The following is a 19,664-nucleotide window of genomic DNA, read 5'->3' on the forward strand; positions in this document are numbered from 1 at the left end:
AGCTACACTAGGATCAGGGTAAATCAAAAGATGGGGTTGTGATGTTACACAGACTGGCCATTCTGCTTCTGAGTGTTTTGCTGCCGCTGAGTGCTGTGGCAGACAATCTGGTGTTTATTCACAGCTATCATTTTGATTATCCCTGGGTGAAAGAGTATCGAAGTGGCTTTTTTAACCGGATTAAGAATGTCGACATCACTGAGTATCAGATGGATACCAAGCGCCGTCCGGTTGAGGATTTTCCGGCTATAGCAGAGGAAGCCTGGCGCTTTATTACAAAAAATAACCCGGATATTGTCGTCGTGGCTGATGACAACGCACTTCGTCTCCTTGGCCCGCGTCTGGTCGAGGCTGATATTCCTACCGTGTTCCTTGGTATTAATGGCAATCCGAGGGACTACGTGCCGATCACTTCACGCCTTTCCGGCGTACTGGAAAGGCCTATGATGAAGCGCTCTGTTTATATGATCACCAAATTAATACCGGATATTAAACATCTGCGGATCATGATGGACAGTAACCCGACTTCTCAGGCCAATATCCGGATGGCTTATGGTGGCAGGACCAAACAGAAGATCTCCGGTGTTGAGGTTGAGGTGTATCTCTCTGCTACTTTTGATGAATGGAAAAAAGAGCTGAGTACCAGTGAAGAGCAGGGCTTTGATGCTGTGATAGTGGATAACTACGCAGCCCTGAAGGACAGCAAAGGGCAGCATGTGCCAATAAGCGAGGTGATCAGGTGGAGCGGGGAGAATACTTCTGTTCCGCTGTTTGCGTTCTGGCCCTATTCGGTTGGCCCGGGATTGGCGGTAGGCGGGCTGAGTATCAGTGCGCTGGAACAGGGGATGGTGGCTGCAGATCTGGTTAATGAGTTTCATAAAACCGGGGTGATGCCAACCATAGCGACCCCTAGGCTTGGTGCGTTCTATTTCAGCAAGTCTGAGCTCAATCGCTGGGAACTGACATTGCCTGAAGAACTGGAAAAGAAAGCCGTATTAATGGATTGAGGTGAGTAAGCATGTGGAAATGGCTGAGTGTAATTGTATTGGGTTTTGCTGCCCTGCCTGCCGTTGCAGAGAAAGTAGCATTTGTACACAGCTATCACATGGATTATCTCTGGGTTCAGGATTACCGTCAGGGCTTTTTCTTCCATCTTGACCGGGAGATTCAGGTTGATGAGTTTGAGATGGATACCAAACGTCAGTTCGCACCGGAGCAGATTGACCTGGCGGCAGAGGAAGCCAAGCAGCATATTACCCGTTCGCGCCCCAGTCTGGTGATCCTGGCTGATGATAATGCGTTGCGCACTGTAGGGCCTTTCGTTCAGAACAACAACCTGCCACTTCTGTTTTCCGGCATTAATGCAAATCCACGTGAATATGTAGAGCTGAACAGAATGACCAGCGGGGTACTGGAACGGCCTCTTTTGCTTCGCTCGGTCAGCCAGATCCGTCAGTTTATGCCTGATGTGCGCCGGTTAAAGGTACTGATGGACGATTCTCCTTCTTCAAAAGCGATTCTCGATACCTCGTTTGGTGGCAAGCTGAGTCAGGTGGTAAACGGCGTGCAGGTCGACGGGCTGATGCTGCCCCGTTTTGAACAGTGGAAACAGGAAGTAAGCCTGTCGGCCGGACAGGGCTACGATGCAGTGCTGCTTTTGGTTTATTCACGGCTCAAAGATGAAAGCGGTGCGCATGTGCCGTCTGACCAGGTAGATAAATGGACCTCGGAGAACGCCGGGCTGCCGGTACTGGCGACCTGGGAGTTTTCAGTGGGGCCGCAACGGGCGTTAGGTGGATTCTGCCTGAGTGGTTATGAGCAGGGTAAGGCGCTGGCTTTGCAGGTTAACTACTATTTCGCCAACAGGAAGATGCCTAATATCGTCACACCGGAAAAAGGCCGTTTTGTTTTCAGTGAATCGGGCCTCAGACGCTGGCAGATCACTCTGCCAGAGAAACTGCGTGACGTATCAGTGATTGTACGTTAGTGACTTTCTTGCTTTCCAATTGAATAAACTACAATTAAGCCATGATTAAAGCATCCTGGAGTGGTCATGTTACGAACTCTTTTACTGTCATTGCTTGTCTTCTGCTTTTCATACAGCGCCATCGCGAAAGAGCTGGTTTTTGTTCACAGTTATCATTTTTCCTACCCCTGGGTGAAGGAATACCGTTATGGCTTCTTCAATAATATTGGGGAAATGAACATTCATGAGTTTCAGATGGATACCAAGCGTCTGCCGGAAACTCAGTTCCAGGCAAAGGCAGAGGAGGCCTGGCAGTATATTCGTGACAGATCTCCCGATGCGGTGCTGCTGGCAGATGATAATGCCCTTCGTTTTCTTGGCCCACGCCTGGTTGAAGAGAAGATCCCGACCTTCTTTCTCGGGATCAATGCCAATCCCCGTGACTACGTTCCTATTGCCTCATCAATATCGGGTGTGCTGGAGCGGCCATTGCTTAAGCGGTCCACTCACATGGTCAGCAGGGTGATCCCCGGTGTAAAGCGTATCAAAATTATGATGGATGCCAACCATACCTCGAATGCCATCATCAGCACGGCGTTTTCCGGCAAACTGAATCAGGATGTGACCGGAATCCGGGTCGAGACTTCGCTGCATTCCAACTATGTAAGCTGGAAGGCAGAGGTCAGAAAAACCAAACAGCAGGGATATGATGCGCTGATCATTGCGAATTACGCGGCACTGAGCGATGAGAGCGGAGATAAGGTACCTATGGATGAAGTCAGTAACTGGACCAGTCTGCATTCGCCGGTCCCTGTGTTTGCATTTTGGTCATATTCGGTTGGGCCCAGGAAGGCCGTGGGCGGCCTGAGTATCAGCGCACTTGATCAGGGAAATGTTGCCGCTCAGCTTATTAATCAGTTCTTTGAAAGCGGCGTAATGCCACCAATTGCCACGCCAAAGCGGGGTTCTTTTTTGTTCAGCCGGACGGAGCTGAAGCGCTGGGGGCTCACCCTGCCAGAGGACATAATGAAAAAAGCGGTCCTGCTGGAATAATGCTGCCTGAATAGTGATGCTGGCAATGATCGTCGTACTCCACACCACCAACTGGCGGTGTGGAGTGTTTTGGATGTGAGTTCTTCAGCTCAGTTTAAACTGCCCAACGACAGACTCCAGACGTTGATTGGTATCGGCCAACTGGTGGCTGGAATTTCCGGTCTGGCGGCTGTTGTGATTCAGGGTATCTACCATTGTCTGCAGCCTGGCCATGATTTGACTGATCTCACTGCTCACGGCGTTTTGCTCTCCTGCGGCTTCGGCGATGGTGGCGCTGAGCGCGTCAATTTCCTTAACGGAATCGGCCACCGATTCCAGGGAAGTCACCACTTCAGATGTTGACTCTGCTGCTCGTTCACACCCGTTTCGGGTGGCATTCATACCATCAACCACGCTTTGGCTGCCCTGTTGCAGCCTTGACAGCATTTCTTTGATTTCGCCGGTGCTTGACTGGGTCCGGGCGGCGAGGGAGCGTACTTCGTCAGCCACGACCGCAAATCCGCGCCCCTGCTCGCCGGCCCGGGCGGCCTCGATAGCCGCATTCAGAGCCAGCAGATTGGTTTGCTCGGCAATTTCACCAATCACAGACAGCACCTGGCTGATGGTCTGGGTTTCCTGGTTCATAGAGTGGACCGCGTGAGACATCTGCTCCACATCCTGTTGCAGCGTCTCTACGCAGTTGACAGCAGTGTGTACGGCCTCGCGGGATTCAGATGCCTTCTGGCTGGCACATTCGGTCAGTTTGGCTGCGTGCCGGGCACTGGCCGCTACGGTATCCGCGCTTCCGCTCATTTGCTCGACCGCGGCGGCTGCCTGCTCAGTTTCCGTGGTATGAGACATCAGTACTGTCTGATTGGAACCGGACTGCTCAGCCAGCAGACCAATTTGCTGGCTGATGTGGCTGCGTGAGGTATCGACAGACAGCATGAGGTTCTGAAGTCTTTCGATAAACAGGTTAATGCTGGCCGCGATTTGACTCAGCTCGTCCTTATTGATCACTTCAAGGCGCTGGGTCAGGTCTCCGTCACCTTCGGCGAGGTCGGCTACAATGTCGCGCAAAGCCATAATGGGTCTGAGTGTCAGGTGGATCATGCCGAGGCTGAGCGGGACGATGAAACAGGCTGCAATGAAGATAGCAAAAGTAATGGAGGCATTAATTTTGTCTACCGAGTGGGCAATGAAATCCTGGTCGATGTAGCCGGTGAGCTCCCACTTCTGGTCAAAGACCTGAAGCGGACTGTGAATTGGCCGGAGTGTACCTGGCTGAACGTTATTGAAAATGACCTGTTGCTGATCATCGCGAAGTTCCATATAGCTGCCAGGTACGCTCATTTCATCCATCATCTTCTGAACCAGAGACAGATTCACCATGAACATGTCGGCACTATCCGCGCTGCGTTTTACCACAATTGCCAGCATGGGCACGCTGTTCTCAAAAAACACCTTGCTGACGCTGACTGGCTCATGAGTGTCGAAGCGGGGCATCAGCGTTTGCAGCTGTCTGGTATCTTCTATCTCGCCGTCTTGTCCGAAGATAAGTCCGTAGGAGAGTTTATAGATATGGGAGAACCCGGTCTTTTCTGAAAGGGCTGCGATGTTGGTCAGTTTGACGGTCAGGCTTTCTGCCAGCAGAACTTTGGTGGCAATCTCTCTGGTGAGTGTTTCTTCTGCGCGCCTGAGCTCACGGGCTATCCGGTCGTGTTCCTGTTCACTGATATAGTCCTGAATAAAGTAGTTAGTGCTGAACCACGCGGTTGTCATCGTCAGGGAAACAATGGCGATAACGACCAGAAACAGCTTCAGCTTAAAGGCCATCTTCCTCATACGTTACTCCTGCAGCAGTGCCTGATCGATTTTGATTACCGCTTTCTTAAGTGGTCCAGGTTCATGGCGCGCGACCAGCGGACGGTGGGGCTGGCCGGGCAGGAACACCACAAATTCAAAGGAGCTGAGCGTCACGAACTGTTCATCTTCCAGCTCAGCACAGAAAGCGACATCTTTTTCATCCAGCAGATCGCATTCAATCTTCTTCGGAGATTTTGCGCTGAAGCCGAAGGTTTCTTCTCCCTCAAGTACGATTTGAACATCGATATAACGCTGGTGGATTTCAGAGCGGGTCAGTGAAATGGGCTGGGTGTTTTCTTCAACAATGAAGTAGAAGCAATGGTCACCGGACAGCGGGTAATGACCAGGCTGGCTGGTCTGCTCCAGCTGAATTCTTACGGTATTGATGATGTTGCGAAGTTTCTCCGGAAGCTGCCCGCTGCCCTGAAGGTTGTTGAGGTGGTATTTGGTCATGGTTTGGCCGTCTCTGAAAGTTCGTTTACAGCGATAGTAAAAATGCTGATAAAGCACTCAAGGGTGGGAGAGCGAAAAGCACTGTCAGATCTCGCGAAATCTCAAAACAGGTGATCCGGGTCACGGAATCACAGCCCTGATACTGACAACAGAGTTAACAACAGTTGTAGACAACCTTATTTGGTTAGTTGTTAATTCTGGTGGTGACATTTGTTTAACATATTGAGTTGTATCAGGTTGAGCCGGGATGTGGATGGAAACGCTTTCCGGGCGGGGCTTAGACATTAGTCTACATTGTCGACAATCTGCTTGAAAAGTGTTCGGGTGCTGGCTTATGTTATTTGCATGTTAAGATAATGTGGCCACGCAATGTAATGAGCACAACACAAGCCAAAGAAACGACCAAATCGGAAAATCTGACCTCGGTCCTAATCGAAGCGATTGTTGAAGGAGAGCTGGCTGCAGGCAGCAAGATCTCCGAGCCGGAACTGGCAAAACGTTTTTCGGTCAGCCGCGGCCCGCTTCGTGAGGCAATAATGCGCCTGGAAGGGCTGGGGCTTATTGAGCGTATTCCTCACGTTGGTGCCAGGGTGATCACCTGTTCATCGACCCATCTGCTTGAACTCTACGCAGTGCGCGAAGCCCTGGAGGGGATGGCAGCACGACTGGCCGCTGTTCATATCACTCAGGGAGAGCTGGCGGCGCTGCAGAAGCTGCTTGAGGCGCACTCCCGCCATATCGACCAGGTTGACGGTAAATCCTATTTCCATCAGCAGGGGGATTTTGATTTTCACTACCGGATCATCAAGGCCAGCCGTAACAGCAAGCTGGTTACGCTGCTCTGTGATGAGCTTTATCACCTGCTGCGCATGTACCGTTACCAGTCTCCCCGTTCCCATTCCCGCCCGGCTGAAGCACTGGAAGAACATAAACAGATTTTGAAAGCCGTCCGCAATGGCGACGGCGAACTGGCGGAGATGCTGATGCGCAGGCATATCGCGGGCAGCCGCCTGCTTATTCAACACCAACTTGACGAGCAAAAGGAGAATGCATCATGACCTTTTCACCCGGTGCCAAATTCAGACAGGCGGTTGAAGAAAACGACCCGCTGCAGATCGTCGGAACCATTAACCCGTATTGCGCCATGATGGCACAGAGGCTGGGGCACCAGGCGGTGTATCTCTCCGGTGGAGGTATTGCCAATGCTTCTTACGGACTGCCGGATCTTGGCATCACCACCCTCAATGACGTGCTGGTGGATGTAGAGCGGATCACCAACGCCTGTGAGTTGCCGTTGCTGGTCGATATCGATACCGGCTTTGGCGGCGCATTTAATATTGCCCGCACCATTAAAGTGATGGAAAGAGCAGGCGCGGCCGCGGTGCACATGGAAGATCAGGTCGCGCAGAAACGCTGTGGTCACCGGCCAAATAAAGCGATTGTGAGCAAGCAGGAGATGGTTGACCGGGTTAAAGCAGCGGCTGATGCCAGAACGGACCACAACTTTGTGCTGATGGCCCGTACCGATGCGCTGGCGGTAGAAGGAATTGAAAGTGCGATTGAGCGTGCCATCGCCTGTGTTGAAGCCGGCGCCGATATGATTTTCCCGGAAGCGATGAATCAGCTTGGTCAGTATGAACAGTTTTCACAGGCGCTGGAATCCGCCTGCGGGAAGAAAGTACCGATCCTGGCCAACATCACCGAGTTTGGCCAAACCCCGCTTTACGGCAGCGAGGAGCTGGCACAAAGCAGAGTCGACATGGTGCTTTACCCGCTCAGCGCGTTTCGTGCCATGAACAAGGCTGCGGAGATGGTGTACCGCCACCTGCTCAGTGAGGGAAATCAGGAAGCGCTGCTGGGCAGTATGCAGACCCGGGCAGAGCTGTATGACTACCTGAATTACCACGAGTACGAAGACAAACTGGATCGCCTGTTCAGTCAGGGCGGCGGTGAATAAGACCCGCAGAGGTCAGGAGTAAAAAGCATAAATCAGTAACCAATAGTGTGAAACTAACTTAACCAAAGATAAGGAGTTCGTTATGCCAGGCAAACCACTGGGAGGCGCAGGACTGCGCGGTCAGAGCGCAGGTACCACAGCGCTGTGTACGGTCGGAAAAACCGGAACCGGTCTGACTTACCGGGGCTATGACATTACGGATTTGGCCAATAACGCTCAGTTCGAAGAAGTGGCCTTTTTGCTGTTAAACGGTCACCTGCCAAACCAGGCAGAGCTGGATGATTACAAAACCAAACTGGTCGGGCTGCGTGGGCTGCCGCCAGCGTTAAAAGCGGCACTGGAGCTGATCCCGGCTGATGCCCATCCCATGGATGTAATGCGCACCGGCTGCTCGGTTCTGGGTAATCTCGAAACAGAAGACGATTTTTCTCAGCAGCAGGCAGCGACTGAGCGGATGCTGGCGCTGTTCCCGGCCATCATCTGCTACTGGTACCGTTACAGCCACGATGGCATTCGAATCGATACCGCCGATCAGAGCGAAGACAGTATCGGTGGTTACTTCCTGAAAATGCTGACTGGCAACGCGCCTTCAGATCTGCATAAGCAGGTAATGCACTGCTCACTGATCCTGTACGCGGAGCACGAGTTTAATGCTTCGACTTTCGCCGCTCGTGTTTGTGCCTCAACCTTATCTGATATTCACTCCTGCGTGACGGCGGCGATTGGTACCCTGCGCGGGCCATTGCACGGCGGGGCAAACGAAGCGGCAATGGCAATGATCGAAAACTGGCAGACACCGGATGAGGCGGAAGCCGGGATCCTGTACAAGCTGGAGCACAAAGAGAAGATCATGGGTTTTGGTCATGCGGTTTACAGTGAAAGTGACCCCCGTAACGCCCTGATCAAGCAGTGGTCGAAAACGCTCTCACAGGAGGTGGGGGACACTCACCTCTATGCGGTGAGCGAGCGGGTGGAAGCCGTGATGAAGCGCGAGAAGGACCTGTTTTGTAACGCGGATTTCTTCCACGCTTCTGCTTATCACTTCATGGATATTCCAACCAAACTGTTTACTCCGATCTTCGTGATGAGCCGGCTGACCGGCTGGGCTGCCCATATATACGAGCAGCGCGAAAACAATCGTATTATCCGCCCGAGCGCGGACTATACCGGGCCTGAGCATCAGGACTGGTTGCCGATTGAAAAACGTCAGTAACCCGGATAACAGCTTTTACATGGATGGAAGTGATGAGTATCAACAGCCAATACCGAAAGCCTCTGCCCGGCACCGGGCAGGATTATTTTGATGCCCGGGAAGCGGTTAACGCGATTGAACCGGGTGCGTACGAACAGTTGCCATACACCTCACGGGTGCTGGCGGAAAACCTGGTCAGGCGCTGCGAACCGGCGGCGCTAACGGACTCCCTGAAACAGCTTATTGAACGAAAGCGGGATCTGGATTTTCCCTGGTATCCGGCCAGGGTGGTTTGCCACGATATTCTGGGTCAGACAGCACTGGTGGATCTTGCCGGGCTCCGTGATGCCATTGCCGCAGAAGGAGGCGACCCTGCCAAAGTTAACCCCGTGGTAGAAACACAACTGATAGTTGATCACTCTCTGGCGGTGGAACACGCTGGTTTTGACCCGGATGCGTTTGATAAAAACCGGGCAGTCGAAGAGCGGCGAAACGAAGACAGGTTCCATTTTATTGAGTGGTGTAAAACCGCGTTTGAGAACGTTCAGGTGATCCCGGCCGGAAACGGCATCATGCACCAGATTAACCTGGAGAAGATGTCACCCGTCGTGCAGGCCAAAGGCGGGATTGCGTATCCTGATACCTGCGTCGGTACTGACAGCCATACTCCACACGTTGATGCGCTTGGCGTGATTGCTATCGGTGTCGGCGGACTGGAGGCGGAAACCGTGATGCTTGGCCGACCGACCATGATGCGCCTGCCCAATATTGTCGGGGTAAAGCTGACCGGAGAGCGCAGGCCCGGGATCACCGCGACCGATATTGTGCTGGCGCTGACGGAGTTTTTGCGTGAGCAGCGTGTTGTTTCCTGTTATCTGGAGTTTTTCGGCGAGGGGGCGGGAGCCCTGACGATCGGAGACAGGGCGACGATTGCCAATATGACGCCGGAATACGGCGCCAGTGCCGGGATGTTTTATATCGATGAACAGACCATTGATTATCTCAGACTGACCGGCCGGGAAAGCAACCAGGTTGAACTTGTTGAGAGATACGCCAGGCAGACTGGCTTGTGGGCTGATGATTTGGAAAACGCGCACTATGAGCGGGTACTGGAATTTGACCTGTCTGCTGTCGGGCGAAATATGGCCGGGCCGTCGAATCCGCATCGCCGTCTGCCGACAACTGAGCTGTCCGGGCGTGGAATTGCAGGAGAGTGGCAACAGCCTCAGGCAGGAGAGACGGTGCAGGGACATACCATGCCGGATGGCGCGGTGATCATTGCCGCGATCACTTCCTGCACCAACACCAGCAACCCGCGCAATGTGGTAGCGGCCGGTCTGCTTGCCAAAAAAGCCAATCAGCTTGGTCTTGTGCGTCAGCCCTGGGTGAAGACTTCATTTGCCCCGGGTTCTAAAGTTGCGCGTCTCTATCTGGAAGAAGCCGGATTATTGCCGGAACTGGAGAAGCTGGGCTTTGGTATTGTCGGTTATGCCTGCACGACCTGTAATGGAATGAGCGGAGCACTCGACCCGGCGATTCAGGGTGAAATCACGCAGCGCGACCTTTACACCACGGCTGTACTGTCCGGAAACCGCAATTTTGATGGCAGGATCCACCCATACGCCAAGCAGGCTTTTTTAGCGTCACCGCCTCTGGTCGTTGCTTATGCTCTGGCCGGGACTATCCGTTTTGATATTGAGAAAGACCCGATCGGCACAGGTCCGGATGGTGAATCCGTATGCCTGAAAGACCTTTGGCCGACGGATGAAGAGATAGACCAGGTCGTCAGTCAGCACGTTAAACCGGAGCAGTTTAAACAGGTCTACATAGAAATGTTTACACCTGATTCAGAACAGGCTGCTTCTGACCCTCTCTATCAGTGGCGTGAGCAGAGTACGTATATCCGCAGACCGCCATACTGGGAAGGTGCGCTGGCAGCAGAGCGATCTTTAACTGGTATGCGCCCACTGGCGCTGCTTGGCGATAACATTACTACCGATCACCTTTCCCCGTCTAATGCCATATTGCCTGCCAGTGCAGCGGGTGAATATCTGGCAAAAATGGGTCTGCCGGAAGAAGATTTTAACTCCTATGCTACCCACCGGGGAGACCACCTGACCGCGCAGCGGGCGACGCTGGCGAACCCAAAACTGTATAACGAAATGGTGCGTGAGAACGGAGAAGTGCTGCAGGGCTCACTCGCCCGCATAGAGCCTGAGGGTAAGGTATGCCGGATGTGGGAGGCGATTGAGACCTATATGAACCGGCGTCAGCCTCTGATTATCGTCGCGGGTGCGGATTATGGTCAGGGATCATCACGGGACTGGGCGGCGAAAGGGGTTCGTCTCGCTGGTGTGGAAGCCATTGTTGCTGAGGGTTTTGAGCGCATTCACCGTACCAATCTGGTTGGCATGGGCGTGCTACCGCTTGAGTTTAAGCCCGGCACAGACCGTCATACTCTGGCGCTTGACGGAACCGAACTGTTTGACGTGGCGGGTGATATTGCTCCGGGTACCGACCTCGCGCTGGTGATCACCCGGGCAAACGGAGAAAAGCTGGATGTACCGGTCACCTGCCGGCTGGATACGGCCGATGAGGTCAGTGTTTATAAGGCCGGAGGCGTACTGCAGCGTTTTGCCCGTGATTTTTTGAAAGGTGAGGAGTGAGTATGCAGCGCTTTGAACCACAGCTAAAAATCCCGGCGACTTATATGCGCGGCGGGACCAGCAAAGGGGTGTTCTTTCGCCTCGATGAACTGCCGCCGGCCGCGCAGCAACCCGGGGAAGCGCGAGACCGCCTGCTGATGCGGGTGATTGGCAGCCCGGACCCGTATGCCAAACAAATCGACGGAATGGGCGGGGCAACATCGAGTACCAGTAAGACAGTGATCGTCTCCAAAAGCTGTCGTGAGGGTTTTGATGTGGATTACCTGTTTGGCCAGGTCTCTGTTGATAAGTCATTTGTCGACTGGAGTGGCAACTGCGGCAATCTCAGCGCTGCGGTTGGCCCGTTCGCCATTCACGCTGGGCTTATTTCATCGGAGCGTTTACCTGAAAACGGGGTGATGACGGTCAGGGTCTGGCAGGCCAACATTAACAAAGGGATTCTGGTGCATGTGCCGGTAACAAAAGGACGGGTTCAGGAGTGCGGTGACTTCATGCTTGACGGTGTGACTTTTCCGGCCGCAGAGATCCCAGTGGACTTTCTTGACCCGGCCGGAGCGGGCGGGAGTATGTTTCCGACCGGTAATCTGATTGATGAACTGGAAGTGCCGGGCACCGGGACACTTAAAGCCACCCTTATCAACGCAGGTATTCCCACCATATTTATTGATGCGCAGGCGGTTGGCTGCAGTGGCAGCGAGCTTCAGGAGGCCATCAACAGTGATGAAAAAGCTCTGGCGATGTTTGAACAGATCCGTGCTCATGGCGCACTCAAAATGGGATTGATTAGCGAGTTGAGTGAAGCCGCTGCCCGTCAGCACACACCTAAGGTGGCGTTTGTCGCGCCTCCGGCCGAATACACGACTTCAGGCGGCCGTATTGTCCGGACAGAGGAGATTGACCTCCGTGTCCGTGCGTTGTCGATGGGCAAACTTCACCACGCCATGATGGGGACTGCAGCGGTCGCCATTGCTTCTGCAACCTGTGTGCCGGGAACGCTGGTTAACCTGGCTGCCGGTGGCGGGGAGAAAGAGTCGGTGACGTTCGGTCATCCTTCAGGAACCCTGACGGTCGGAGCGAAAGCGGGTAAGGGTAAGGAGGGCTGGCAGGTTGAGCAGGCGAGTATGAGCCGCAGTGCCAGAGTACTGATGGAAGGCTGGGTAAGGGTACCCGCAGACACATGTGAACCAGGCAGCGGCGCTGCGTGAGATTTAAACCAGGGAGGAGACAATATGTCTGCCTATGAAAAAGAGTATCAGGAATCGGTTAACCAGCCTCAGCAGTTCTGGATGAAGCAGGTAAAGCAGCTTGACTGGTTCACATTCCCCCGGACCATATTGAGTGAAGACGACAACGGTATCGAGCGCTGGTTTGTCGATGGCGAGCTCAATACCTGCTGGCTGGCGCTGGATTATCATATTGAGCAGGGGCGGGGAGATAATACCGCTCTGATATACGACTCACCCGTTACTCATACCAAACGTCGGTACACTTACCTGCAGTTGCGCGATGAGGTTGCCAAAACGGCTGGCATGCTGGCAGAGCAGGGGGTCGGTAAGGGTGACCGGGTCGTGGTTTATATGCCGATGATCCCACAGGCAGCGATAGCTATGCTGGCCTGTGCCCGTCTCGGCGCTGTGCACTCTGTGGTGTTCGGCGGCTTTGCGCCAAACGAGCTTGCGGTGCGTATTGAAGACGCCGAACCAAAGCTGGTGCTGACGGCTTCCTGCGGCGTTGAGATAAACAAAGTGCTGCCATATAAGCCACTGGTGGACAAAGCTATTATGGACAGCCGCTGGAAGCCGGAAAAAGTGGTGGTGTGGCAACGTCCTGTCTGCCCGGCAGAACTCGATAATGAGCGCGATCTGGACTGGCAGGCGGCAGTGGAGCACGCTTCTCCTTGTGGCTGCGTGCCGGTCAAATCGACCGATCCGCTTTATATCCTCTATACCTCAGGAACTACAGGCAAACCAAAAGGCGTTGTGCGTGATAACGGCGGTCATGCTGTGGCGATGAAGTATTCGATGAGTGCGGTGTATAACATTCCTCAGGATGGTGTGTTCTGGGCGGCATCTGATGTGGGCTGGGTGGTTGGACATTCCTATATTGTCTACGCGCCGCTTATTCATGGTTGCACCACCATTCTCTACGAGGGCAAGCCGGTAAGAACTCCTGACCCGGGCGCTTTCTGGCGCGTATGTGCTGAGTACGGTGTTGAAGCGCTGTTTTCTGCGCCGACGGCGTTCAGGGCCATCAAGAAAGAAGATCCGCAGGGTGAGCTTCTCGCGAACTATGACCTCAGTAAGCTGAAGACCATCTTTATGGCCGGAGAGAGGCTTGACCCGCCAACGCTTGAATGGGTTGAGGCGCATACCCGTAAGCCGGTTATTGACCACTGGTGGCAGACCGAAACCGGCTGGGCTATCGCCGGTAATCCAACCGGAATAGAGAAAATGATGGTTAAGCCGGGCTCGGCGACCAAACCAGTTCCGGGTTATCAGGTTGAGATCCTCGATGAGCTGGGAGAGCCTTCTGCTGCGAACAGTCAGGGGTATGTCGCGCTCAAGCGTCCGCTCCCGCCGGGCTGTCTGCCAACGGTATGGCGTAATCACGACAGGTTTGAGTCCGGCTATCTGAGTCAGTTTCCGGGTTATTACGTTTCGGGTGACGGGGGCTATCTGGATGAAGACGGGTACCTGTTTATCATGGGCCGGATTGATGACGTGATTAATGTCGCGGGTCACCGGTTGTCTACCGGGGAGATGGAAGAGGTGGTTGGCGGCCACCCGGCGATTGCCGAATGTGCGGTAGTCGGGATACACGATGACCTCAAAGGGCAGATGCCGCTCGGTCTGGTGGTGCTGAAAGACGGAATGAAGCTCGACGAACATGAGCTGGAAGATCAGCTTGTGAGCAAAGTGCGTGGCGAAATAGGCGCAGTAGCCTGCTTTAAGCACGCGCTGGTAGTGGACAGACTGCCGAAGACCCGCTCAGGGAAAATACTGCGCAGGGTGATCCGCCAGATAGCCGATGGGGAGGCCTACACGGTACCTTCTACCATAGACGATCCAACCAGCCTGACGGAGCTGGAGCGGGTGCTACATCATGATTAAGTAATCGTTAATCAGCCAGATACTGAACACAGACCCGCATAAACCCATCCATGGGGCTCCACCTTGCCTTCCCTGGCAAGGAGGGTCTGCTTATCAGCATCTGCCTGATTCCGGGTGACTGGTAAGGCTATTTGGTACATTCCGGTAACACATTTCTCAGGCCCCTGTATTGGGGCCTGACTGTTTTATGCGTATGATAAGGCTTATTACACTATAAAAAATAAGAATCAAATGACCCCTTTTCAAATTCGCGCTGCCCGGGTTGGCGATCTCGCTGACCTGAACCAAATGATGTACGAGTTGCATGACTTTCATCATCAGTCCAGCCCCGAGCTGTTTAAAACCCCGGAGGAAGTGGAACAGGAGAAGAGCCTGGCCCGTTATCTCGAACATCCTGAATGCTTTGTGTTTGTTGCACTTGAGCAGGATGAGATCCGTGGTTTTATCAGCGGTCACTTTTGTGAGCTGCAGTCACCGATTGTCCGGTCTTTGCAGATGGGGAGTATCGATGAAATATATGTGACGCCGTCACATCGAAATCGGGGGGTAGCAGAAGCGCTGTATAACAGGCTACAGCAGAGCTTTACCGAATGTGGAGTAGAGCAGCTGTTTGTCGAAGCCTGGGATTTTAACCGCAGTGCCGTTTCGTTTTACCAGAAAATGGGATTTGAGCATCATATTCACTGGCTCAGAAAACCCGTCAAATAAGGATATTCAGTCGTGATCCAACGCTTATTCATCGCGTTATTTTTCATCGTTCAACTGGCTTTCAGCCCGCTCAGTCATGCACAGGACCCTAAAGGTGCGCTTTGCCTGGTCGCCAGTGATGACGGGCAGGTGGTGTTTACAAAAGAGGTACTGACCGGAAAGCTCTCTTTACCGGGTGGTACCATCGAGGCAGGAGAGCCGCCAGAGCAGGCTGCTCAGCGTGAAACCTGGGAGGAAACAGGGTTGATTGTGACGGTCGGTAAAGAGCTCGGCCGTACCTATAAAGCGGTGATTTACGACTGCGTGGCTGATTCTGAAGTCGTGGCATTCTCTGCGCAAAATGTTCTGGGACATCAGCCAATGCCAGCCTGGTTTGCGCCGCACTTTGGTATTGAGATGAGTCAGGTGATGCTGGCCCGTCCTGAGAGTGTTACCGGGTATCGTTATCCGGAGCAGTTGCCGACAATTGAGAAACTGGCTCCGCAGGCCACGCGTCATCTGGTGCATTATCTTGACCATGCGTTCGAAGCCGCGCCGGCCTTTCATCGCTGGGAACTGCCATTTATTGCCCGTATTCAGTCAGTGCTGCTTGCCAGTGATCTGAGCTACAGTGCTCTGGTTATTATCGATCTGCTGGCCTCGCCGTGGGTGCTGGCTGCGGTTCTGGTGTTTGCTTATGCCCGCCTTGGACGGGTGTTTGTGTCAAAACTGACCTTTGGAGTGACGGCGGCATCCTTGCTGGCTCTGGTTGCTCAGTTTGGTCTGGCGATGCCGCGTCCGTGGGCGTATTTCCCACAGCTGGAGACTGGTGTCACCGGTATTGGTTTTGCAACGCCTTCGGTTACGACGGCGGTGATGGTTACCCTGTTTGGGCTTTTGTATCGCCAGCTGCAGTCTCCGCGTCTTATGAGCCCTGCGATCACTCTGGTACTTGTTCAGGGACTGGCCAGTGTTGCGCTGGGAAATCAGTTCTTCAGTGACATCGTGATTGGTGCCGCGCTCGGTGGCCTGGTGGTATGGAACTTTGCCCGCAGCGAGAAGAAGATCGGCGATAAGCTGGATAACATCTATACCGGCTCAATGCTCTGGTGGGTACTGGCAGCGGCTGCTGCCATAGCAGGTACATTATGGCCTCGGCCGGAATTTGCGGTCTGGCTGGCGGTGTTGATCTCCATTGCGGCGATGCATCTTCTGGTGCTGCCCCGTACAATGGTGCCGGTTTCTAATATGGCGCTGACGGTCGCACTGGCTTTGCTGGCGCTGGTTGGCGCTGTGGTGGTTTTGGTCAATCCGCTGGTGGCAAACAGCACCATAAACTCACTTATCGTTCTGGTGAGTCGTTTCCCGGTTGCAATTTTGCTGGTCTCTGCCTGGCTTGCACATACCCATAAACGTGAGAAATAGATCACATTTGTACCGTGATACAGCGTATGTATCACGGTAGCTTTTACTTCACCTTATCCCACCAAACATAATCAACCCCGAACACTTATCAGGCCCATTGAGTGGGCTTTTATTACTGTACTTTTAGGGTTGATTATGAAAATTAAAGCTCTTGTTTCTGCACTGATGCTGACCACCATGGCGGCTCCTGCACTTGCAGGTGATACCAAACTGGACGTGCGTTTTGGGTATAACACGACGTCTGAAAACAAAGACAGCCGGATCAAGTTTATGCACACTTTTGACAACGGCTTCTATTTCAGCGCAGAAGCAGCGCAGCTGCACAACGACGCCTATTTTGGCGGCAATGATTCCGCAGATGAGAACACTCAGGGCCTGCAGGCGGCAGCGCAGGAATTTGAGTTCAATAAGAAGTTCGTTATCGACGGCACTTGGTACTGGACTCCGGCGCTGGTGACTGTGCTGACCAAAGACAGAGCAGATTTTCGTCCTTACGTGAAAACCGGTACCACTTTTGATAACGGTGTTTCCCTGTCCGGCCGTTACCGTTTTAACTGGTCAAACGATGCCAATGGTAAGCAACTGCTGGATGGCAGTGGAACAACCCGCGACAGCTCTAATCAGTTTGATATCTGGGTTTCAAAAAGCTTCGGAGATGTTGGCCTGACCTATAACCCGCGTTACCGCGTACAGGATGGAGTGGATCAGGGAACTGGTCGTGATGATTACTGGGAACACACAGTAGTAGTAAATTACAAGCTGAATGAAACCTGGACACCGTATATGGAGCTGGTATCTCTCGATGAAACAGCGAAGGATGAGCAGGGTCAGCACAAAGATGACTACGCGATCCGCTTGGGTTTTGTGATGAACCTGTAACAACCCACTCATTGCTTTCTTTTTGCGGCGCTTCGGCGCCGTTTTTTGTTGTTTGGTCAGGCTATAGGGCATTTTGTCTCATCACTCGTTTCAGCGTTCAGGATAGCGGTATTCTGCAGGCCGTGAAGGAGGGAAGATGATGACGAACCGGTTAACGTGGGCTATCCGGCTGGATTCCACAGGATTGTTTTTTGCGGCATTTATCGTGCCGCTGAGTGCGAGTACGCTTGGCCTTGGAGCCGGGCAGATCGGTCTGCTGGTTGCGCTTGGTGCATTTGGGATAGCAATCAGCCAGGGACTGGCCTGGTTGGGCCTGAGGCGGGGACTGAGGCTGACGACGCTGCGCGTTGGTGGCTGGATAAAAGCCATTGCTTACCTGCTGCTCTGGGGAGCGATAGAGTATCGAATGGCGGGCTTACTGGCGCTGGCCTGTTTTGCCACCGGGTTTGGCTCTGGTCTGTTTGGATTGATGTGGCAAACGCGGCTGGCAACGGATACCCGTTTTGATGGACGGGCGTCTGCCCTTGGCTACGGGCAGCGTCAGGCTGGGCTTGGTGTCATGATTGGCTCCTGTGTGGGCTTTACCTGGCTTAGTATCAGTGGCGAGTACAGTGCGTTGCTTGCCTACGCGCTGTGCAGCATTGCTTCTGCTCTGATGGTGGCGGAGAAGGGGATACGGTTTGAGCCTCCCAAAGCTGCCGGTTTCATGCGAACAGGCGGTAAATCAGTGATCGTGATCCTTTTGGTGATCGTGATTGGTCAGCTGGGAGCCAGTGTGATGGCACCTTTTCTTCAGCTCTATCTTATCGACAGCCTTGAGGTTACTGACCCTTCAACACTGGCAATGGTTTATGTGCCGGGTGGACTGACCGCTATGCTGGTTGCTCCGGGTCTCGGTCGCTGGATTGATAAAGCCGGACAGGTGAAAGTGCTGATCCTGGTATCTCTCTGGGGCGCGCTCACGACCTGGCTTCTGGTGCATGCCGACTCTCTGTATCAAATCACCTTACTGTTTGTTCTTGACTCAGTTATGATCACCGCCGGCGCGTTGGCCGTTGCCAAACTGGCGAGTGAAAAGCTCGGAAGCAGCGCAGGCGAGGGGCTGAGTTTACAGGGCATGGCCGGGCAGTTGGGGACCGTTGTCGGGCCACTTGTGGGTGGTTTGTGCTGGCAGGTTCTGGGCAGCTTTGGTCCTTTTGGTTTTGCTATTGGCTGTGAGCTGAGTATTGCCCTGCTTGCTACACTTTTTTTAACCGGAGTACAAAACAGGGTATACGAATGATCACGATCGGGAATATGAACAAGCAGGATATAGCTGCAGTTGCTGAGCTGGAGGAAGTGCTTTTTGGCGATCATGCTTATTCACCATTCTTTATTCGGCAGGCTTTTGATTGCTGGCCGAAGGGGATGCTGGTTGCGAAGGCAGACGGTCAGATTGCCGGTTATCTTCTTTGTGCTGCCAGTGATTGTCCCGGCAAACGCTGGATCCTGTCTCTGGCGGTAGCCAAAACAGCACAGGGAAAGGGTGTGGGCAGAAAGCTGCTTGAACGTGTATGTGAATCTGACGCGGCACTTTTCCTGACTGTTTCGCCTGACAATCAGGCTGCATTAAAGCTCTATACACAACTGGGTTTTGTTGTTTTTGATGAAGAAGAAGACTATTTCGGCCCGGGTGAGCGGCGACTGGTATTGCGAAAGGAATAACGTATAATCGCCTCCTTGCTTGCAACAACAGATGGCAATAATGACTCAGTACAAACTCAACGAAATGTTTGAAACCATTCAGGGAGAAGGGAGCTTTACCGGTGTCCCTTCTGTTTTTGTCCGCCTTCAGGTGTGCCCGGTAGGTTGTGCCTGGTGCGATACCAAGCAGACCTGGGAAGCCGCGCCTGCTGATGAGGTCAGCTTTAAGGATATCATCATCAAACAGGGTGACAGCCCGACCTGGTGTTCGTTGAGTGCTAAGGAGCTGGTGGCGGAGTTTCAGGCTCAGGGCTATACGGCGACGAATGTCGTGATCACCGGTGGTGAGCCATGCATCTATGACCTGACTGAACTGACCCTTGCGTTTGAGGCGATCGGTTGTCAGTGTCAGATTGAAACCAGCGGGACTTCTGAAGTTCTGGTCAGTGAAAACACATGGGTGACAGTGTCACCTAAGATCGCCATGAAAGGTAAGCTTCCGGTGCTTAACAGTGCGCTGGAACGTGCCAACGAAATCAAACATCCGGTTGGCACTGAAAAAGATATCGAACAACTGGATGAACTGCTGGCAGGTGCTGATATCTCCCCGGCCACAACTATCGCACTTCAGCCAATCAGTCAGAAGCCGCGCGCGACTCAGCTGTGCATTGATACCTGTATCGCCCGCAACTGGCGCCTCTCCATTCAGACGCACAAGTACCTCAACATCGCGTAACGGCTCATAAGG

General features: G+C 53.4%; 17 protein-coding genes. 15 read left to right on the forward strand and 2 right to left on the reverse strand.

Features of this window, described 5'->3' with window-relative positions; translation table 11 throughout:
* Positions 1-41: 41 nt before the first annotated feature.
* From ACVB80_RS23130 to ACVB80_RS23140, 3 genes are all read left to right on the forward strand, one after another.
* Positions 42-1,007: an ABC transporter substrate-binding protein gene (locus tag ACVB80_RS23130; RefSeq protein WP_481083647.1), complete on the forward strand. Its 966-nt coding sequence runs from the start codon at positions 42-44 to the stop codon at positions 1,005-1,007.
* A gap of 11 nt (positions 1,008-1,018) precedes the next feature.
* The gene (locus tag ACVB80_RS23135; protein ID WP_481083648.1) at positions 1,019-1,987 is read left to right on the forward strand and encodes an ABC transporter substrate-binding protein; all 969 of its coding nucleotides are present in this window, start codon (positions 1,019-1,021) and stop codon (positions 1,985-1,987) included.
* Positions 1,988-2,053: 66 nt separating this feature from the next.
* Positions 2,054-3,019, forward strand: coding sequence for a hypothetical protein (locus ACVB80_RS23140; RefSeq protein ID WP_481083649.1), 966 nt, complete (start codon positions 2,054-2,056; stop codon positions 3,017-3,019).
* Positions 3,020-3,103: 84 nt separating this feature from the next.
* Here ACVB80_RS23140 and ACVB80_RS23145 read toward each other — a convergent pair whose 3' ends face one another.
* Both ACVB80_RS23145 and ACVB80_RS23150 read right to left on the reverse strand, forming a co-directional pair.
* The gene (locus ACVB80_RS23145; protein WP_481083650.1) at positions 3,104-4,843 is read right to left on the reverse strand and encodes a methyl-accepting chemotaxis protein; all 1,740 of its coding nucleotides are present in this window, start codon (positions 4,841-4,843) and stop codon (positions 3,104-3,106) included.
* A 3-nt stretch (positions 4,844-4,846) separates the two neighbouring features.
* Entirely contained in the window at positions 4,847-5,317 is a 471-nt protein-coding gene (locus ACVB80_RS23150; RefSeq protein WP_481083651.1) for a YhcH/YjgK/YiaL family protein, read from the reverse strand.
* A 374-nt stretch (positions 5,318-5,691) separates the two neighbouring features.
* Here ACVB80_RS23150 and ACVB80_RS23155 point away from each other — a divergent pair, with 374 nt between their 5' ends.
* From ACVB80_RS23155 to queE, 12 genes are all read left to right on the forward strand, one after another.
* Positions 5,692-6,375, forward strand: coding sequence for a GntR family transcriptional regulator (locus tag ACVB80_RS23155; RefSeq protein ID WP_481083652.1), 684 nt, complete (start codon positions 5,692-5,694; stop codon positions 6,373-6,375).
* Entirely contained in the window at positions 6,372-7,274 is a 903-nt protein-coding gene (gene prpB, locus ACVB80_RS23160) for a methylisocitrate lyase (protein ID WP_481083653.1), read from the forward strand. Before ACVB80_RS23155 ends, prpB begins: the two co-directional genes overlap by 4 nt.
* Before the next feature lie 82 nt (positions 7,275-7,356).
* Positions 7,357-8,487 (forward strand): bifunctional 2-methylcitrate synthase/citrate synthase, encoded by a 1,131-nt coding sequence (gene prpC, locus ACVB80_RS23165; protein ID WP_481083654.1) that lies wholly within the window; start codon positions 7,357-7,359, stop codon positions 8,485-8,487.
* Between the two features lie 32 nt (positions 8,488-8,519).
* On the forward strand, positions 8,520-11,132 hold the full coding sequence (gene acnD / locus ACVB80_RS23170) for a Fe/S-dependent 2-methylisocitrate dehydratase AcnD (protein ID WP_481083655.1): 2,613 nt from the start codon (positions 8,520-8,522) through the stop codon (positions 11,130-11,132).
* 2 nt (positions 11,133-11,134) lie between these two features.
* The gene (prpF, locus tag ACVB80_RS23175; protein ID WP_481083656.1) at positions 11,135-12,337 is read left to right on the forward strand and encodes a 2-methylaconitate cis-trans isomerase PrpF; all 1,203 of its coding nucleotides are present in this window, start codon (positions 11,135-11,137) and stop codon (positions 12,335-12,337) included.
* 24 nt (positions 12,338-12,361) lie between these two features.
* Positions 12,362-14,242, forward strand: coding sequence for a propionyl-CoA synthetase (locus ACVB80_RS23180; RefSeq protein ID WP_481083657.1), 1,881 nt, complete (start codon positions 12,362-12,364; stop codon positions 14,240-14,242).
* A 231-nt stretch (positions 14,243-14,473) separates the two neighbouring features.
* On the forward strand, positions 14,474-14,950 hold the full coding sequence (locus ACVB80_RS23185) for an N-acetyltransferase family protein (protein WP_481083658.1): 477 nt from the start codon (positions 14,474-14,476) through the stop codon (positions 14,948-14,950).
* A 12-nt stretch (positions 14,951-14,962) separates the two neighbouring features.
* Positions 14,963-16,354, forward strand: a complete 1,392-nt coding sequence (locus tag ACVB80_RS23190; protein ID WP_481083659.1) for a bifunctional NUDIX hydrolase/phosphatase PAP2 family protein — start codon at positions 14,963-14,965, stop codon at positions 16,352-16,354.
* 135 nt (positions 16,355-16,489) lie between these two features.
* Positions 16,490-17,233, forward strand: a complete 744-nt coding sequence (locus ACVB80_RS23195; RefSeq protein ID WP_481083660.1) for an oligogalacturonate-specific porin KdgM family protein — start codon at positions 16,490-16,492, stop codon at positions 17,231-17,233.
* 136 nt (positions 17,234-17,369) lie between these two features.
* Complete coding sequence (locus tag ACVB80_RS23200) at positions 17,370-18,515, forward strand: MFS transporter (protein ID WP_481083661.1); 1,146 nt, start codon at positions 17,370-17,372, stop codon at positions 18,513-18,515.
* On the forward strand, positions 18,515-18,937 hold the full coding sequence (locus ACVB80_RS23205; protein ID WP_481083670.1) for an N-acetyltransferase family protein: 423 nt from the start codon (positions 18,515-18,517) through the stop codon (positions 18,935-18,937). The genes ACVB80_RS23200 and ACVB80_RS23205 overlap by 1 nt, the downstream gene beginning before the upstream one ends.
* Positions 18,938-18,977: 40 nt before the next feature.
* Positions 18,978-19,652: a 7-carboxy-7-deazaguanine synthase QueE gene (gene queE, locus ACVB80_RS23210; protein ID WP_481083662.1), complete on the forward strand. Its 675-nt coding sequence runs from the start codon at positions 18,978-18,980 to the stop codon at positions 19,650-19,652.
* Positions 19,653-19,664 lie beyond the last annotated feature (12 nt).

The sequence above is a fragment of the Vibrio sp. 9-16B-A1 genome (assembly GCF_056726165.1).

Bases quoted from the DNA above. Each gene is read 5' to 3' on its own strand.
- prpF (WP_481083656.1), top strand. From the start codon at position 11,135: ATGCAGCGCTTTGAACCACAGCTAAAAATCCCGGCGACTTATATGCGC.
- prpB (WP_481083653.1), top strand. From the start codon at position 6,372: ATGACCTTTTCACCCGGTGCCAAATTCAGACAGGCGGTTGAAGAAAAC.
- ACVB80_RS23130 (WP_481083647.1), top strand. From the start codon at position 42: ATGTTACACAGACTGGCCATTCTGCTTCTGAGTGTTTTGCTGCCGCTG.
- ACVB80_RS23140 (WP_481083649.1), top strand. From the start codon at position 2,054: ATGTTACGAACTCTTTTACTGTCATTGCTTGTCTTCTGCTTTTCATAC.
- ACVB80_RS23185 (WP_481083658.1), top strand. From the start codon at position 14,474: ATGACCCCTTTTCAAATTCGCGCTGCCCGGGTTGGCGATCTCGCTGAC.
- ACVB80_RS23150 (WP_481083651.1), bottom strand. From the start codon at position 5,317: ATGACCAAATACCACCTCAACAACCTTCAGGGCAGCGGGCAGCTTCCG.
- queE (WP_481083662.1), top strand. From the start codon at position 18,978: ATGACTCAGTACAAACTCAACGAAATGTTTGAAACCATTCAGGGAGAA.
- ACVB80_RS23145 (WP_481083650.1), bottom strand. From the start codon at position 4,843: ATGAGGAAGATGGCCTTTAAGCTGAAGCTGTTTCTGGTCGTTATCGCC.
- acnD (WP_481083655.1), top strand. From the start codon at position 8,520: ATGAGTATCAACAGCCAATACCGAAAGCCTCTGCCCGGCACCGGGCAG.
- ACVB80_RS23155 (WP_481083652.1), top strand. From the start codon at position 5,692: ATGAGCACAACACAAGCCAAAGAAACGACCAAATCGGAAAATCTGACC.
- prpC (WP_481083654.1), top strand. From the start codon at position 7,357: ATGCCAGGCAAACCACTGGGAGGCGCAGGACTGCGCGGTCAGAGCGCA.
- ACVB80_RS23195 (WP_481083660.1), top strand. From the start codon at position 16,490: ATGAAAATTAAAGCTCTTGTTTCTGCACTGATGCTGACCACCATGGCG.
- ACVB80_RS23200 (WP_481083661.1), top strand. From the start codon at position 17,370: ATGATGACGAACCGGTTAACGTGGGCTATCCGGCTGGATTCCACAGGA.
- ACVB80_RS23180 (WP_481083657.1), top strand. From the start codon at position 12,362: ATGTCTGCCTATGAAAAAGAGTATCAGGAATCGGTTAACCAGCCTCAG.
- ACVB80_RS23135 (WP_481083648.1), top strand. From the start codon at position 1,019: ATGTGGAAATGGCTGAGTGTAATTGTATTGGGTTTTGCTGCCCTGCCT.